Origin of the sequence: Dyadobacter chenwenxiniae, assembly GCF_022869785.1 — a bacterium.
Classification (GTDB): Bacteria; Bacteroidota; Bacteroidia; order Cytophagales; family Spirosomataceae; genus Dyadobacter; species Dyadobacter chenwenxiniae.
In genome coordinates, this window is sequence record NZ_CP094997.1 from 5,348,218 (window position 1) to 5,363,797 (window position 15,580).

14 protein-coding genes are annotated in these 15,580 nt (G+C 43.2%); 7 read left to right on the forward strand and 7 right to left on the reverse strand.

Going from position 1 to position 15,580, the window contains the following annotated elements:
* The first annotated feature begins 42 nt into the window (after positions 1-42).
* Complete coding sequence (locus MUK70_RS22865; RefSeq protein WP_234655279.1) at positions 43-1,383, forward strand: hypothetical protein; 1,341 nt, start codon at positions 43-45, stop codon at positions 1,381-1,383.
* A gap of 16 nt (positions 1,384-1,399) precedes the next feature.
* On the opposite strand, the gene MUK70_RS22870 is transcribed toward MUK70_RS22865, so the two are convergent.
* Positions 1,400-1,906, reverse strand: coding sequence for a cupin domain-containing protein (locus MUK70_RS22870; protein ID WP_234655389.1), 507 nt, complete (start codon positions 1,904-1,906; stop codon positions 1,400-1,402).
* 156 nt (positions 1,907-2,062) lie between these two features.
* Between MUK70_RS22870 and nudK the strand changes: the two genes are divergently transcribed.
* A complete protein-coding gene (nudK, locus tag MUK70_RS22875) occupies positions 2,063-2,689 on the forward strand; it encodes a GDP-mannose pyrophosphatase NudK (RefSeq protein WP_234655280.1) in 627 nt (208 codons plus the stop codon).
* 9 nt (positions 2,690-2,698) lie between these two features.
* Here the strand turns inward: nudK and MUK70_RS22880 are convergent, their stop codons facing one another.
* The 3 genes from MUK70_RS22880 to MUK70_RS22890 all read right to left on the reverse strand — a co-directional run bounded on the left by MUK70_RS22880 (position 2,699) and on the right by MUK70_RS22890 (position 4,511).
* Complete coding sequence (locus tag MUK70_RS22880; RefSeq protein WP_234603399.1) at positions 2,699-3,031, reverse strand: YtxH domain-containing protein; 333 nt, start codon at positions 3,029-3,031, stop codon at positions 2,699-2,701.
* A 122-nt stretch (positions 3,032-3,153) separates the two neighbouring features.
* Positions 3,154-3,885: an SIMPL domain-containing protein gene (locus MUK70_RS22885; RefSeq protein ID WP_234603400.1), complete on the reverse strand. Its 732-nt coding sequence runs from the start codon at positions 3,883-3,885 to the stop codon at positions 3,154-3,156.
* Between the two features lie 191 nt (positions 3,886-4,076).
* Positions 4,077-4,511 (reverse strand): MarR family winged helix-turn-helix transcriptional regulator, encoded by a 435-nt coding sequence (locus tag MUK70_RS22890; protein ID WP_234603401.1) that lies wholly within the window; start codon positions 4,509-4,511, stop codon positions 4,077-4,079.
* A 240-nt stretch (positions 4,512-4,751) separates the two neighbouring features.
* Between MUK70_RS22890 and MUK70_RS22895 the strand changes: the two genes are divergently transcribed.
* From MUK70_RS22895 to MUK70_RS22905, 3 genes are all read left to right on the forward strand, one after another.
* Positions 4,752-6,611 carry a zinc-dependent metalloprotease gene (locus tag MUK70_RS22895; protein WP_234655281.1) on the forward strand — a complete coding sequence of 620 codons (1,860 nt, stop codon included), beginning with the start codon at positions 4,752-4,754 and terminating at the stop codon, positions 6,609-6,611.
* Positions 6,612-6,618: 7 nt separating this feature from the next.
* Entirely contained in the window at positions 6,619-7,221 is a 603-nt protein-coding gene (locus MUK70_RS22900) for a hypothetical protein (protein ID WP_234655282.1), read from the forward strand.
* A gap of 75 nt (positions 7,222-7,296) precedes the next feature.
* Positions 7,297-7,827, forward strand: a complete 531-nt coding sequence (locus tag MUK70_RS22905; RefSeq protein WP_234655283.1) for a hypothetical protein — start codon at positions 7,297-7,299, stop codon at positions 7,825-7,827.
* An 80-nt stretch (positions 7,828-7,907) separates the two neighbouring features.
* On the opposite strand, the gene MUK70_RS22910 is transcribed toward MUK70_RS22905, so the two are convergent.
* The 3 genes from MUK70_RS22910 to rpsU form a co-directional block, all read right to left on the reverse strand.
* Positions 7,908-10,493 (reverse strand): phosphoenolpyruvate carboxylase, encoded by a 2,586-nt coding sequence (locus MUK70_RS22910; protein ID WP_234655284.1) that lies wholly within the window; start codon positions 10,491-10,493, stop codon positions 7,908-7,910.
* 66 nt (positions 10,494-10,559) lie between these two features.
* The gene (locus MUK70_RS22915) at positions 10,560-11,432 is read right to left on the reverse strand and encodes a tyrosine-type recombinase/integrase (protein ID WP_234655285.1); all 873 of its coding nucleotides are present in this window, start codon (positions 11,430-11,432) and stop codon (positions 10,560-10,562) included.
* A 107-nt stretch (positions 11,433-11,539) separates the two neighbouring features.
* Complete coding sequence (rpsU, locus tag MUK70_RS22920; protein WP_026629542.1) at positions 11,540-11,734, reverse strand: 30S ribosomal protein S21; 195 nt, start codon at positions 11,732-11,734, stop codon at positions 11,540-11,542.
* 156 nt (positions 11,735-11,890) lie between these two features.
* Here rpsU and MUK70_RS22925 point away from each other — a divergent pair, with 156 nt between their 5' ends.
* Positions 11,891-12,826, forward strand: coding sequence for a Ppx/GppA phosphatase family protein (locus tag MUK70_RS22925; RefSeq protein WP_234655286.1), 936 nt, complete (start codon positions 11,891-11,893; stop codon positions 12,824-12,826).
* Positions 12,827-12,923: 97 nt separating this feature from the next.
* A complete protein-coding gene (locus MUK70_RS22930; protein ID WP_234655287.1) occupies positions 12,924-15,503 on the forward strand; it encodes a zinc-dependent metalloprotease in 2,580 nt (859 codons plus the stop codon).
* Positions 15,504-15,580 lie beyond the last annotated feature (77 nt).

Genomic DNA, 15,580 nt, shown 5'->3' on the forward strand with positions numbered 1-15,580 from the left:
TAGCACTTTTGAGCGTTACTATTAAGCATTGCTTTATTTGTTATGAGAAAACTTACATTCCTACTGCTATTTATATCCGTTGCGTGTTTATCCAACTGTAAAAAAGACTCAAAGGATCCTGGGCCTGACCCGGATACAAACCAGCCCTACACCCCGATCCAGTTTCTGAGATCATTTGAGGTGCCCGGTTCTGAAAAAATCACATTCGACTCCGTTACCAAAAATTATCAGATCAGCTTGCCGGAATCTTATTTTAGCAATTCCGCCGAATTGAAAATGTCGCTGAACAAAAATGTGGTGCTCATCGACAGCCTCGGAAAAGCCACAACGGATAGCACAATCACATACAATTTCAAGGGAAATCAGCCGCTGTCATTTACATTGCGTGACAAGGAGGATAAGTTTGCCGGTTCGTTTACGGTTTATTTTGAAATTGCGGGCGCACCCAAAGTGGAGTTGCTTACAAAGGCGATTACGATCAATACCAATGGTTTTAAGTCACCATTCAAATTTGTATCGGGAGTTGGAACAATTCCTTCCCGTCCTGGACAGACACCGCCTGTCATTAAGGCCTCCAATGCAAAAACAGGCTTTACCACCCAGACAACCTACTATCAGAATCAGGAAAATATCACGTTTGAAGACATTGAAAAGCTTGTAGGCGCTGATCCGATCAAACTGGAAGTTCTTTTTGCAGATAAGGATCCAGTTGTTTTTGAAGGAATAACATTCACCCGTGGAGAGCCATTTTCATGGATTCCGGATGCTAAATTTGTGTATTCAACCAAAGACTCAGTTTTCGTTAGCGGAGGCTATTTCGTTTCCACATCAAAATATACTGTCAAATTTACCAGTGATTTTGTGACCACACCAGCAACGGCTTCATTGAAATTCATTAGCCCGACAAGCCTGAATTTGGAAAAATTTCCTTCCAATGTTGCCGAAGGTTCTTACCTGCTAACATTCCACGAAGGCGGGAAACTAATTGGCAAAGGCGCAATTTATGTGGCGAATACGGCTCCTAAATCCCTTGAATCTGTTTGGAAAGGCGAGTTAATGCAAGCTTTGACCAGAAACACCGAACCATTGACCTTCAAAAAAGGGGAGACTTTTTATGCGAAGCCATCCCCCGTAGAATATGGTTCTTCCAACACTAATTTCGATGTGAAGAAACTGCCTTCGTTGCGGCTGAAAAGTGGTGCAACAACCGTTGATCTGAAACCGACATTGGCTGTTGTGAACTGGGCAACGGCGGGAGTAAGTTATCCGGTTGGAAAATACGTTGTGCCTGCAAATCTCGCGGCCGGACAATACGAAGTGATGGCTGTGTTCCCTGACAAAACCGTTTCCAAGCCGTATTGGGCAAAAATGCGCGTTAATTAAGGGTTCATTCACATGATCAGGATCTTGTCAGTTCCTCGATAATTTGATCAAATTCAGGAAACTGCATTTGTAATGCTGCTCGTTCTGCCATTTCGAAATCTGCAAAATCAAAACCAGGCGCGACTGTGCAGCCAACCAATGCGTATGTGCTGCCTTGCGCCGGACGGGATGCAAACCACGCTCCTGCCGGAACAACCGCTTGAAAGGTTTCGCCGTTCTCAGGATCATCGCCCAGCTTTATAACCTGCATTTCCATTTGTTCTTCGTGGATTACAAAAATTTCCAATGCTTCCCCCGCATAGAAATGCCACATTTCATCCGACTTGATCTTGTGAAATGCGGAAAAATTATGCGTTTCCAATAGAAAATATATCCCGGTCGAAAACGATCTGTCTCCATTAAATCGGCTCGGTAATGCTTGCTGTGGCACATTTTCGGCTGCGCGATAAGTTTCTGCGTAGTAACCGCCTTCCGGATGCGGGGCTAATGCGTATTTCTCAATCCAGTAACTGGCTGGTTTCAGGTTTTTCATAGTAAAGCCAAGATAGCACGACCGTTTAATAATTGAAGCATCAGAAGGTGCTTTTTCGTTAAACAAAAAAAGTCACATCCAACCAACTCGCCAAATATTTGACTACATTTGATCAAAATAAATCATATTTACTCAAAGTCAATCAAAATGAAAAATGATCGTGTGAAGGTTGTGGCCGACGAAGTGCTCTCTAATAATTGGTATACATTAAAAAAATACACATTTGATTATCAGCGCGCTGACGGCCAATGGGAAAGGCAGTCGAGGGAAGCTTATGACCGCGGAAATGGGGCTGTGATATTACTTTATAACCGCGCGAAGCAAACGGTCTTACTGACACGGCAATTCCGCATTCCTACTTATGTGAATGGGAACGAAGACGGCATGCTGATAGAAGCTTGTGCCGGACTTCTGGATCGGGATAATGCTGACGATTGCATTAAGAGGGAGACAGAAGAAGAAACAGGCTACAAGATTCGTGCTGTCGAGAAGATATTTGAAGCTTATATGTCGCCTGGCTCTGTTACGGAAATCCTATACTTTTTTGTGGCCGAATACAGCGATGACATGAAAGTGAGCGATGGCGGTGGCAGTGAGCAGGAACAGGAGAACATTGAGGTGATGGAACTGCCATTTGAAAAGGCATTAGCCATGGTGAAGACAAGTGAAATCAGAGATGCGAAAACCATTATGCTGTTGCAATATGCCCAGCTTAACCATTTGCTCACAAAAAATGGCCAGAAAGAGTCCTATCAACTCTCTCCGGCCATATAAGTCTTGTATTTATGAGATCGGATCGGGCGTAGGTGTGTTGGCAGGGGTTGCAGTTTCGGCGCCGCCTTTACTGCCTACGAACTTATCATAAAGCTCCTTAAAGAAGTTCTCAGCGTCAGGGAAACTGCTTTTAAGCGTGTCCGCACCTTTTGTTTTTAACTCCTCGAAATATTCCGGGGCTTTATCCATCGCACCTTCCGCTTCGGCTTTTAGATTGTTAGCCTTGGTTTTCAGGTCTTCCAAAAGCTTTTCGCCCTCTTCGCTTTGAAGATACTTATGCGCTGCCACTCCAGCGGCGGCTCCAAGAATAAATGTGGCAAGGTGTTTTGCGTTTATGCTCATGATTTCCAGTTACTTAGTTTGAGATTAAATTTAAAGAAACTAATGTTTTGTTACAAAGGTAATGCTCCAAGTATTACGCTATTTCTCAAAAAAAACTATGCCCACCTTGTTTAGACATCAGCTTACTTGATCTCAAAAGCAGCCTGCATGCGGTAACTGATCTTAATTTTTTGATATTGAACATCGCTCTCGACTACCGCATCCGCTGACTCCTCCTGTGCCAATGTTCTCATATTGGCTTTGGCAAAAACGGGCTGTGGGAAATATAGATTTTCATCCAGCTCTTTGATTTCAATCACCTTACCAAGCTTTTCATCCAGCGAAGCAACGAGATATTCCGCCTTCACTTTCGCCGCTTTCAAAGCATCGATTTTAACCTGTTTTTTGTATTCTTCTCTTTTCGAATGATCCACACGCGCAACATTTGCATACTGCACGCCGCGGCTTTCCACTTTTGACAAGATGCCGTCCAGCTTATCTGCGCTGCTAACTTTCAGCTCGTATTGCTTGCTTTCCAGGAAAGTGGCAGGCTTTTTCTTCTTATCTGTATAGTTTTGGTAACCTCCTAACCCACTGATAGACAACGCTTCTTTGGGAAGTCCTGCATCTGCAATTGCTTTGAGAAGCTGTTTTTCCAAAGTGCTGATCACGACTTTATTCTTCTGGCTTTTTTCATCTTCAAAATATTCCCGCAACGAAATACTGAAATAAATTTCATCAGGCACGATTTCCATTTCGGCAAATCCTGCTACTTCTATCTTAGGCGAAACGATCTGCTGCTCATACTTAACCTGGGAAAAAGCAGGAAACAAAACAGTCATGGCAAGCAGGGAACTCAAAATAATTTTCTTCATGGCTTTCATTAATAATATTGGATATAAAGTACAGATGCAAGCGGCAGGCATATCGTTGTAATGCGATGATTAAATGCCGTCAACGTAGTTTAGATGCAATGTTATACCAAAGGTTTAAAATGAAAATGGGAGCATAACGCAACCCGCTGTTATTCTCCCACTTACAAATGAATTTTTTTTCCTTGCCCGATTCAGGTAAAGTTCTGGTAAATCGAGTCCATAATACGGACAAAATGCTGATAATCGGACTCATTGAGGCTTCCCCAGCCCTTTCTGCGGATGTCTGCAACGATGGGGAACACTTGGTTATAAGTTGATTCTCCTGTTTTAGTTAGAAATAAATTGAATTTCCTGCGATCACCTGCCGCCGGTCCACGTTCCACCAATCCTTTTTTTTCCAGTAAGTCGATGATGCGCGTAACCGTTGGCGGATCTTTAAAAGTAAGTTCTGCAAGTTCGTTCTGACTAATTCCCTGTCTTCTGAAAATGTGATCGATAAGCACCCACTGGTCTACCGTAAGGTCAAAACCAGCCTCCGTTAATTGTTTTTGTAAAGCATTGCGGATTTTTTTGATTGTCGTATCTATTTTAAAGAAATAGGCACGCTGATCAGAATGATGCGTCATGGTCGGTTAGGTTGAAGCTTTGGGCATTGAGTAAATGATTACCAATTATAAGTCCCTTCAACTATTCGTCTACTAATTATTGCAAGGAAAATTACCGATAAATTTAGTGCATACCGGTTACAATTACCGATGAATAATCCATAGCCACACCAGGATAACTGGAACATAGAATTATTTTGTTTCATCTCGAAATAAGACAACATTCGGCAGTGCAATAACTTAAACTAATTGACAGACACTATGGAAAAATTATTTACCCTAACATTCAAAAGTTGCGTTTTCTGCATGTTTATCTCGCTTATTTGCTGTAATCCGGCATCCGCACAAGTGCAGAAATTTATCGAGGCAGTTCCAGGTAACACCGTCCCTGACAATCCGGAAATGACTGCATACATTGACAGGCTAAAAAAGAACCCGAACATTTCGAATTATCATTTCATCCACTTAAATCCCCTTGCAACCGCTCAGAAAGAAGGCATTTTAACATTAGAAATTCCAGGAAAAGACAAGCCCATCATTGCCGAAGCAAGTGAAGTAAAATATCACTCAGCCAGCGATTACGAGTGGATTGGCAAAACGGACGATAACCGTGGAACCATCATTATCCTATCAAAGGCAGGCAGAATTTCCGCGCATTTCTCAACCCCGGACGGCGTCTACGAAATTTTTTCCGCTCCGGGTGGTCTGTATTGCTTGCAGGAGGTTGACACTTCGCAAGGGGATGATGTGGGCTGCGTTACTGGTGAAGTGGAATCAAAAGGTGAAAAGATTACTGAGTTAGAAACTGAAAAATCTCCTCCTATTGATGCGAATGCCAAGATGAATCCCTGCCAGCCGCTGATAAGCCCACGTGTGCTTGTGTTGTACACGCCGAAAGCCCTGGCATACGTAGGAAGCGTTGCAACTATAACTGATCAGGCAAATTTATCAGTCGCGCAGTTTAACAACACAATATATAACAGCGGCATAACGAGTAATGCCGTTTTGACGTTGGTCGGTATAGCGCCATTGAACTTTAACGAAGAGGATGAGCTTGGTCCGGATTTGGAGAAACTCATTATAAATGCTGATGCGCAAAGTCTGCGAAACCAGTATCAGGCAGACTTAGTTGTTTTGTTTACTGACGGTGTTTACTCAGAAGGCAATACAAGAGGAGGCTCAGGCACCGTAACACTTGAGAGTGTTCGATCCTACTCAATTGTAGAAGTCTGGTCTTCCACATCCAGAAAAACATTTGCACATGAGGTGGGCCATTTATATGGTTGCCGACACGAAGACACATCAGGTTCTCCCACATATGCACAAGCCTATTGTATCAAAAACGGCCTGGGCATAGTTACAGATCGAACAATGATGGTTGGTAAGGCTATATCCGATCAACAAGCCAAAAATCGTTTGTTAAATTTTTCAAATCCCAATGTGCAGGTGGGCGGAAAAGCTTCCGGCACCAATAACGAAAACAATGCGAAGCGGATCACCGAGTCTCATCCCATTGTAAGCGCCTTTAAACCGAATCCAAATCCAGCTTTCGTTGCCCATGTTGACGGACCAACATTTGTGACAAGTCCTGGCGGGAAAGATTATCAAGTAACATATAGTTGCGGATCAGCACCTTATTCAATCGTTTGGCATTACAGCTATGACGGGATCAACTATCTCCCTTCCAACACGACCACGGACATTTTCACCTGGTATTTTTATCAGACTCAGAAAATTTGGATTAAGGCCACAGTAACGGGGAATGGAAAGTCTGTTTCAGCCTTTATTGCTGTCACGTCCCAAGTGCCAAATCCATACAAAACCGCTATTGAATCCAAGGATACGGTTGCGGTAGACCCAAAGCTTACAATTTTCCCGAACCCATCATCAAATAATGCAAGAGTCAGCTATTTTCTCAAACAGGATGCTCGTGTAAAAATTGAAATTCTAGACCTTTCAGGCCATCTGGTTGAACTACTGGTTAGTGATTTGGACATTCCCAGAACGAAAGGTCCATATGTCAAGCAATGGGATCTTCGTAGCTATAAGGATGGAGCCTATCTTGTTAGATTTACCTCAGAGGGCGCAAGTCAGATAAAACTTATGAAAATTGTAAAATAAACTTTGGATGAAAGCAATCAACATCTTGGTCATCCTTTTGACTTGCATTCTTAGCGACTCGTGTCAGGAGAATCCAATGCCTCGCATTTCATACGGATTTTTAAATGCCGAAGTCAATGGAAAGCAATGGAATAAAACTTACAACAACGCCTACCAAACAACATACGCGCGTGACGGAACGTATGGCTCTGCCATTCCTTGTGATACCTACACCAAGCTATCCTCACAGCTCTACAACGAAGACAGTTATTTACGCCAAACCTTTCTATTAATTAAATTACATCCGGAGAAAGGTAGGTATAAAATTGTTCCTTTCGTGAATGGTTATTGTGATGAAAAAGACCCTGTATACGCAAACTTTCATACCTGGACATCGGATGGAGACGTATTAGGTGACAACTATACCGTGTTACCGGGAGCAAATAACTTTTTTGAAATAGAACATTACAACCCGGAAACAAGAGAAATGAAAGGAAAATTTGAAGTAACCTTTGTTTTAGAAAGACAAGGTTGGGGTCATGTTCTAGCTGATACATTACGCTTTAAAAACGGCCGATTCCATACGAAGATCATTCCACCAGCAAAACCGAGAGCTCCTTTCAGGCTTTAACGAACTATGAAACTGGAAAAAATAATGATCTGTGGTATTTTCCTTGTATCACTATCCATCCTAATAGATTCTTGCATGGAAAATCCAATGCCTCGTATTTCCTACGGATTTGTTAATGCAGAGGTCAACGGTAGTTTATTATGGAACAAAACTTACGAAAACGCATATCAAGGTACATATGCTTTGGATGAAACTAACGGCGCTCCCAATCCGTGTGACAGAAGCACTTTTCTATGCTCAGAGCTATATAATGAAAATAGTTATCTGCGTCAGTCATTCTTGCTTTACAAGTTTCCATTACAAAAAGGTAGATACAAGATCCTGCCATATGAGTATAATAAATGCGATGAAAAAGAACCTGTTTGTGCGAATTTTTATACTTGGACGTCGGATGGAGACGTGTTAGGTGACAACTATAAGGTGCTAACCAATGCTAATAATTTTCTTGAAATAGAAAGCTATGATTCGAAAACAAAGGAACTTAAAGCAAGTTTTGAAGTGACATTTGTACTGGAGAGTCAAGGATCAAGTCATGTTTTAAAGGATACATTGCATTTTAAGAATGGCAAGATTCATACTAAGATTATTCCAAAGCGAAAACGGTAAGCTTCATCCAACCATAAAACAAAAAAAATGCTCCTGACCAGAACGATCAGGAGCATTTAAACTTTCTATATTTCTAGCCGCTAAGCCGAATTCCTCGCCGCGTTGATAATCCCAAACATAGCCCGCATAATCAACTGGTTATACGTTTCTACATCGACCGGCAAATTCTTTGGATCCTCGGCGAGCATTTGCAGTGCATATTGCTGGATTGTGATCAATGGCAGGACGATCCTTTCCCGCGTTTTGATTGAGACTTTGGTGACGTTGTTGCTGTCCAGAAGCTCTTTTTGCCCGGATACTTCCAGTAACTGGTCGCGGGTTAAAAGGAACTCGTTGTACATTTTATCCCAGAACTCCTTGTAATCCACCTCGTCGCGAAGGTATTTTGTGGCCGGGAAAAACGCTTTTGACAATGATTGCATTGAGTTTTCAATCAATGTCCTGAAAAATAGCGACTTTTTATACAACTGCTTGATTTCCTCCTTCTTACCGTCATTACCCATCTGCTCGATCGCCGTTCCGAAACCGTAAAAGCCAGGCACATTCTGCTTCATCTGAGCCCATGACCCCACAAACGGAATCGCACGCAAATCTTCAAACTTCAAACCCTCGTCATCATTACCACGCTTCGTAGGTCGGCTTCCAATGTTGGTTTGTCCATAAAAACGCAACGGCGTCTTTTTGTCAAGATATTTAACAAACATGGGATGATTTTTCAGGTCGAGATAGGAGTCGTAAGCCAAAGCAGCCATTTCCTCGATCAACACTTTGTCATCCCCACTCAGCTCATCTTCAACACGATTGCCCCGGAACAGATGGTTTTCCAGACCCGCCGTAAACAATCTTTCCAGATTGTACATGGCCGTCGTCACTGTTCCGTAGTTGGAGCTAATCGTCTGGCCCTGAACGGTTAACTGAATTTCCTTATCCTCAATGTCAGTTCCGAGAGAGGAATAAAAGTTGTGGTTATTGCCACCGCCGCGCGCAGGAGGGCCTCCGCGGCCGTCGAAGAATGTCACTTTAATACCAAATTCACGGGAAACTTTTGTCAATTCTTCTTTAGCACGATAAATTGACCAGTTCGCACGCAAGTAACCGCCGTCTTTTGTTCCATCAGAGAATCCAACCATGATAGTCTGGTGGTTTTCCCGGTTTTGCACATGGTTTCGGTAAAATTCATTTTCATATAATGTCCGCATGATCTCCGGAGCATTAGCCAGGTCATCGACCGTTTCGAAAAGCGGAACGACGTCAAGCGCCAGCTTCCCGCTTTCATCGGCAATAAGGTTTTTAGCCAGCGCAACCACTTGCATGACATTCAATGCAGATGTGTTATTACTGATTACATAACGGTGAGCGCCTTTTTCTCCATTATTTCCCTGGATCGTTTTGATCGCACGAATGGAGCCTAAAATATCTTTGGTAAGCTCGTCTTCGTAATCTTCGTCCCGCAACGGAATGTTCAACGAGAGCAGCAGATCTATTTTCTTCGCCTCATCCCAGCTTTCATAATCGCTGTATTTCAGCAGCGGAATTTTTTTCTCAAGTCTTTTAAGGATATCCTCCCAGGCCTTTCCATGCTTTCGGCTATCCTGACGTACATCCAGGCTCGCAAAGAAAAATCCGAAGATGTTCAGTTTAAGAATAAAGTTGTCGAGCAGCTCCACAAACAGTCCCTGATGCTTGGAAACCAATACTTCGCGTGCTTTCAGGAACTCATCGATCAACTCCTGTGCACTGTTATAACCCTCTTCAAACGGCCCAAAAATGGTGCTGTTCATCTTACGCTCAGCCAGGCTGATCGCCTCGTCCACACCTTTAAAAGTCAGCCTGCGCTTCAATTGTCTCAAATCACGATAGTAACCTCTCAGAAGCGTCTCGCGCAATCTGGCAGCCACTTGCAGCGTAATTTCGGGATTGACAAACGGGTTTCCATCGCGGTCACCGCCCGGCCAGAAGCCTAATCTGTACACATTTGGATACGGCCAGTCGTGAACACTCATGCCCAGTCCATTGATCAGCTTTTCGAGAATGGAGGGAATGGCGTCATAATATACATTTTCCAAGAACCAGCAAAGACTCACGGCTTCATCAAAAGGCGTGGGTTTTTCATGGTTAATGAATGCGGTTTTACCCAACTGCAGAAGCAACTGGTTTACTTCCGTAAAGTCGTTTTCTTTGATCGCATCTTCCAGATCATTGATGATTCCCAGCACCTTACCGGAATAAAATTGCGTTGGGTGCGCAGTCAACACGATCCGGACACTGAAATCTTCCAGCTTGGTCAGCAGCTTTTTTCTTAGCTCATCATTATCCAGGCGATCCGTCAAATAATTCACTGATCCTTTGCCTGTAAGGTCATGCGTCTGATCAAATGCTGCGTCCTCCACAGAGTCGAAAAGTACAACCTGCCTTTCAATGTATTGGATAAAAGCAAACAGCAGGTCAGCCCTTTCCTTAGGCGTTGCAGTTTCTAACAATTCGGAAAAAAAGTGCTCTATAATCTCCCTAGGCGACTTTCCTTCTTGAAATCCGATCTCACTTTGCTGCGTTAGTATGGGGAGTAACGATCCCGTCTGAAAAATGCCCCGGTAAGGCAAACTCAGAAAAAGACTATTAAAAATATTGTACTTCGTGACAACCGCGTCCTGGAAACTGTTATTCATACTGGAGTGACAAAATTATATTCTGGAAACTGCAATTATGGCAAATATACTTCTAAAAAATGGGTTTCAGGCTTTTGGATGGGCTTGTTGATGCGTTTTTTTAAGCTTTTCAATGGAGTTGTGCGTGTAGATCTGCGTAGCGGCCAGACTTGCGTGGCCCAAAAGCTCCTTAATTGCATTCAGGTCCGCTCCGCGATTGAGCAGATGCGTTGCGTATGTATGGCGTAACACGTGCGGACTTTTTTGCGCCAATGTCGTTACGGCGGATAAATATTTCCCAACAGTTCGCTGCACAAAAACCGGATAAACTGCTTTGCCTGAATTTGTTAAAATTAAAACATTAGTTTCCTCCCCGGGTGCCCGCAGTGATAAATATTGAAAAAGTAAATTGGCAAGAGAAGTGGAAATAGGGACTACGCGCTCCTTTGACCTTTTACCAAAAACACGAATGGTCCTTGCAGGAAGATTCAGGTCATTTGTTTCAAGAGAAACCAACTCTGCAAGCCGGATTCCGCTTCCATAAAGCAGTTCCATAATGGTGCGGTCACGAACTCCCTCAAAATCGTCCGTGAAAGTATCTGGCTGGAAAAGCATTTCCATGGATTTTTCTTCCACAAAAGCAGGAAGTTTTTTACGTGTCTTTAATGCGGAGAGAATCTTGGTAGGATCCTGGGAAACCATATTTTTCCTCTTCAAAAACCCATAAAACGTGCGCAATGAGGCTATTTTACGATTGATCGAAGATGGGTTCATATTCTCTTCCATCAAACTGACAACCCATGACCGAAGCATGGGAGCTTTTGCTTCCTGGGGTTTATCCAGCTCATACTGAAACAACAGATATTTCTGAAACTGGTCCAGATCGGTCGTGTATGATTTAATCGTATGGACGCTGGCGCGTTTTTCGAATTTTAGAAAATCAATGAATTGCGTAATCATATCAGCAACATACAAAAAAGGGCTGCCTTTAACAAGCAGCCCTTTTTTGCGTATGATATGGATATAATAATCCTGTCGAAATCTTTCAGAACACCATTCCTAAGGAACTAGTCTTCTAAATGACCGTAAGTTTTTTCTTTGTAAACGGCACGCAAAACTTCGAAACGACGTCTTACAGATGGTTTTTCGAAAGCAGTACGAGCACGAAGCTGGCGCATTGTACCAGTTCTTTCAAATTTCTTCTTGTAACGCTTAAGAGCGCGGTCAATCGATTCGTTGTCTTTAATGTTTATGATAAGCATGCTTATAAATTGTAATGTTCTTTGAATTGGTTTCTGAAATCGGACTGCAAAGAAAAGCTTTATCAAACACAAAATCAAGAAATAAGTCATTATTATTAGGTTATTTTTGTGATCATTGCATTGAGGAAAAAGCTTTTAACAGATTAAACGCCCGATATGAGCTCGCGACTGGGAATAATTGATTTAGGAACAAACACTTTTCACCTGCTCATTGTGGATAAAAACGGAGATGCGGTCATCAATATATTTCATGAAAGCAGGCCGGCCCGGATCGGATTGGGAGGAATCAACAAAAAGATCATTACACAAGAAGCCTTGCAGCGCGCGCTGACCGTCCTGACTTATTTTCGGGAAAAGCTGGACGAGTATAATGTTCTTGATGCGAACACTTTCGCTTTTGGCACCAGCGCAATCCGGAACGCAGAAAACCAGGCGGATTTTTGTGCAGAAATCCTTTCCAAAACAGGCATTATTATCACTGTCATTGATGGGAATCGTGAAGCCGAATATATTTATAAAGGCGTTCGCCACGGTGCGGACATTGGTGACAGGCCATCATTAATCATGGATATAGGCGGCGGGAGTGTCGAATTTATCATTGGTAACAAGTCACAAATCTTTTGGAAGCAAAGTTTTGAGATCGGCGGGCAGCGGTTGATGGAAAAATTCATGCGCAATGATCCGCTGTCACAGGGCGACAGAAAAAATCTTTACAATTATTTTGAAGAAAGCCTGATTCCGCTAGCGAACGCAGTGCATCAATATTCTCCGGAAAAACTCGTAGGCTCGTCGGGAACATTTGATACATTGGTGGACATGGATTTCCACTTTCGCCTCAATAGCTGGCCGCCCAAAAGCCAGACGGATTTTCCATTGCCACTCGAAGAATTTTATCGGGCCTATGCGCTCATTCTTTCCGGAAATCACAACGACAGAATGCAGATTCCGGGCATGATTGAGCTGCGCGTCGATATGATCGTGGTGGCAGTTTGCCTCATTGATTATGTTCTTAAAAGCTATGGAATCAAGGAGATACAGATTTCAAGCTATGCCTTGAAAGAAGGGGTCGTCGCTGATCTTTTATCTAAATAAGTCTTGTCCGAATTTGCGTAAGCCGTAGCGAATTATTTATACGTCCTGTCAGGCAAACTTCTATTTTTGTAAGCAAGCAAAAACATAAACCAACTCTATGAGATTAATTCGTTATTTCCTCCTTGCAGGAATCGCATTCCTGTTTACCACAACCACTTACGCACAAAAAAAGAAGAAAAAAGAAAAACAGGAAGACGTTAAAATTGACAAAGCAGTGGACGCAGTAGCCACAGCGGTAAAAGAGAAACTCAAAGACGACCGAAAAAAAGGCCCCAAAGCTTTCAAAGACCTGATCGACACCAGCGCTGTGAGCCAGAAAGGCATGATTTCCGTTCATAAAATGGACGACAAGTGGTATTTTGAAATCCCCGATTCTCTCCTGGATAAAGACATTATGGCCGTTACACGTTATGCAAAGACGGCCGCCGGCGGGGGCATTTTTGGAGGTGAGGAAGTTAACCGGCAAATGATCCGCTGGGAAAAAGGAATGGATCACAACCTGTTGTTGCGCTCTGTAACGGTGGTTGTAGCAAGCCCGGATAGCACTAAGCCTATTTTCCAGGCGGTAAAAAATTCGAATTCAGATCCGATCATTGGAGTCTTTGAAATAAAGGCTGTTCGAAAAGAGCCTGATGCAAAATCATCTGTTATTGATGTGACTGATTTCTTTAATGCTGATAACCAGGTGTTTTCGCTAAGCTCGGTTAGTAAGCAGCTCTTGAAATTGAGTTCTTTCAAAAAGGAAGCGTCTTATATTGAGAAAATCAGGTCTTTTCCAATCAATACAGAAATCCGTACGGTTAAAACTTTTTCCGTAACGCCGCAACTGCTTTCTACTTCTCCTACCCCATCCATCGGTCAGTATTTGCCCTCCGGACTCGATGCCGGCGTTGTGACCATGGAAATGAACACTTCGTTAATCCTGCTGCCTGAAAAGCCCATGCGGAAAAGGATTTTTGATAGTCGGGTGGGTTATTTTGCAAATCAATATGCCATTTTTGGTGAAGAATCGCAGCGCTCTGATACAGAAGTTTTTGCGGTAAGATGGCGCTTGGAGCCGAAGCATGCAGAGGATGCAAAACGGCAGCAAAACGGTGAACTGATTGAACCTAAAAAACCAATCGTCTACTACATTGATCCCGCCACCCCTGAAAAATGGCGCAAATATTTAAAAGCCGGTGTGGACGACTGGCAGGAAGCATTTGAAAAAGCAGGCTGGAAAAATGCGATCCGAGGAGAGTACTGGCCTGAGAATGATACGACTATGAGCCTTGAAGATGCGCGTTACTCGGTGATTCGTTACTTCGCTGCCGATATCCAGAATGCTTATGGACCTAATGTGCATGATCCGAGGAGCGGCGAAATCCTGGAAAGTCATATTGGCTGGTATCACAATGTCATGCGTTTACTGCGCAACTGGTATATTATCCAGGCAGGAGCCGTGGATCCGAAGGCGCGCGCAAAAAAGTTTGATGACGAGCTCATGGGCCAGCTTGTGCGCTTTGTCTCTTCTCATGAAATCGGTCATACATTGGGATTGAGGCATAACATGGGCGCCAGTTCGGCAACGCCGGTTGAAAAGCTGCGTGACAAGGAGTGGATTGAAAAACATGGTCACACCGCCTCCATCATGGATTATGCGCGGTTTAATTACGTTGCTCAGCCCGAAGACAGCATTACCAATTTATTTCCGAGGATTGGGGATTATGACAAATGGGCGATCCAGTGGGGTTACAGCAATTTCATAGATGCCAAAGATGTAAAGGCTGAAAAACAGCTTTTAAATGCGATGACCAAAGAAGCTTATAAGGATTCCCGCCTGCATTTTGGAACCGAAATCAGCCCGTACGACCCACGTTATCAGACTGAGGATTTGAGTGATAATGCCATGAAAGCTTCGGAATACGGCATTAAAAACTTGAAACGGATTTTACCAAACCTCATCGAATGGAGCCGGGAGGACGGGGAAAGTTATAAAGAGCTGGACGAAATTTATAGCAATGTGATCCAGCAATATCGCCGCTATCTCGGGCATGTGATGAAGAATGTGGGTGGGATTTATGATAATCCGACGACCTATGATATGGAAGGTTCCACTTTTGAAACTGTTCCAAAAACAACTCAGAAAGAGGCAGTTGCATTTTTGAATAATCAGTTATTTAAAACGCCGACCTGGTTATTGGACCAAAATATTTTAAATAAAATCAAACCCGAAACTGGTGTTGAAGCGATAAAAGCCTTGCAGGAATATGCATTAACCACGCTCTTCGCAGGCGACCGTGCGGTCAGGTTAATGGAAACAGGAATTTCTGGCAAAAACTACACGCTGGACGATCTTTTCACGGATTTGGAAAGCGGCATTTGGTCGGAAACGAAAACCGGCAAAAGTATTGACCTGCATCGCAGAAATCTCCAAAAAGTGTATATTGAAAAGTTGGTAGATCTTTTGAAGCCCGGCAAAGCCAATGTCCTTTCCGTTCCGGTGGGTGTTACTTACGGTTTTTCTACAAGAGTTGTTGAACTTGAAAAAACGGATTTACCGTCTGTCGCAAGGGCGCATTTGGAAAATTTAAAAACAGCATTGCAGCCTGCTATCGCGAAATCAACAGATAAAATCACGAAATATCACTTACAGGATGTTTTGCAACGGATTAAGATGGCGCTGGACCCGAAGTGATTTTAGGAACTGCCTGACTTGGCAAGTTAGAAGCGAGACTTGCCAAGTCTTAAAGACTTAGCAAGTCTACTTTACCA

Bases quoted from the DNA above. Each gene is read 5' to 3' on its own strand.
- MUK70_RS22925 (WP_234655286.1), top strand. From the start codon at position 11,891: ATGAGCTCGCGACTGGGAATAATTGATTTAGGAACAAACACTTTTCAC.
- MUK70_RS22910 (WP_234655284.1), bottom strand. From the start codon at position 10,493: ATGAATAACAGTTTCCAGGACGCGGTTGTCACGAAGTACAATATTTTT.
- MUK70_RS22930 (WP_234655287.1), top strand. From the start codon at position 12,924: ATGAGATTAATTCGTTATTTCCTCCTTGCAGGAATCGCATTCCTGTTT.
- MUK70_RS22900 (WP_234655282.1), top strand. From the start codon at position 6,619: ATGAAAGCAATCAACATCTTGGTCATCCTTTTGACTTGCATTCTTAGC.
- MUK70_RS22905 (WP_234655283.1), top strand. From the start codon at position 7,297: ATGGAAAATCCAATGCCTCGTATTTCCTACGGATTTGTTAATGCAGAG.
- rpsU (WP_026629542.1), bottom strand. From the start codon at position 11,734: ATGCTTATCATAAACATTAAAGACAACGAATCGATTGACCGCGCTCTT.
- MUK70_RS22915 (WP_234655285.1), bottom strand. From the start codon at position 11,432: ATGATTACGCAATTCATTGATTTTCTAAAATTCGAAAAACGCGCCAGC.
- MUK70_RS22865 (WP_234655279.1), top strand. From the start codon at position 43: ATGAGAAAACTTACATTCCTACTGCTATTTATATCCGTTGCGTGTTTA.
- nudK (WP_234655280.1), top strand. From the start codon at position 2,063: ATGAAAAATGATCGTGTGAAGGTTGTGGCCGACGAAGTGCTCTCTAAT.
- MUK70_RS22895 (WP_234655281.1), top strand. From the start codon at position 4,752: ATGGAAAAATTATTTACCCTAACATTCAAAAGTTGCGTTTTCTGCATG.
- MUK70_RS22880 (WP_234603399.1), bottom strand. From the start codon at position 3,031: ATGAGCATAAACGCAAAACACCTTGCCACATTTATTCTTGGAGCCGCC.
- MUK70_RS22885 (WP_234603400.1), bottom strand. From the start codon at position 3,885: ATGAAGAAAATTATTTTGAGTTCCCTGCTTGCCATGACTGTTTTGTTT.
- MUK70_RS22890 (WP_234603401.1), bottom strand. From the start codon at position 4,511: ATGACGCATCATTCTGATCAGCGTGCCTATTTCTTTAAAATAGATACG.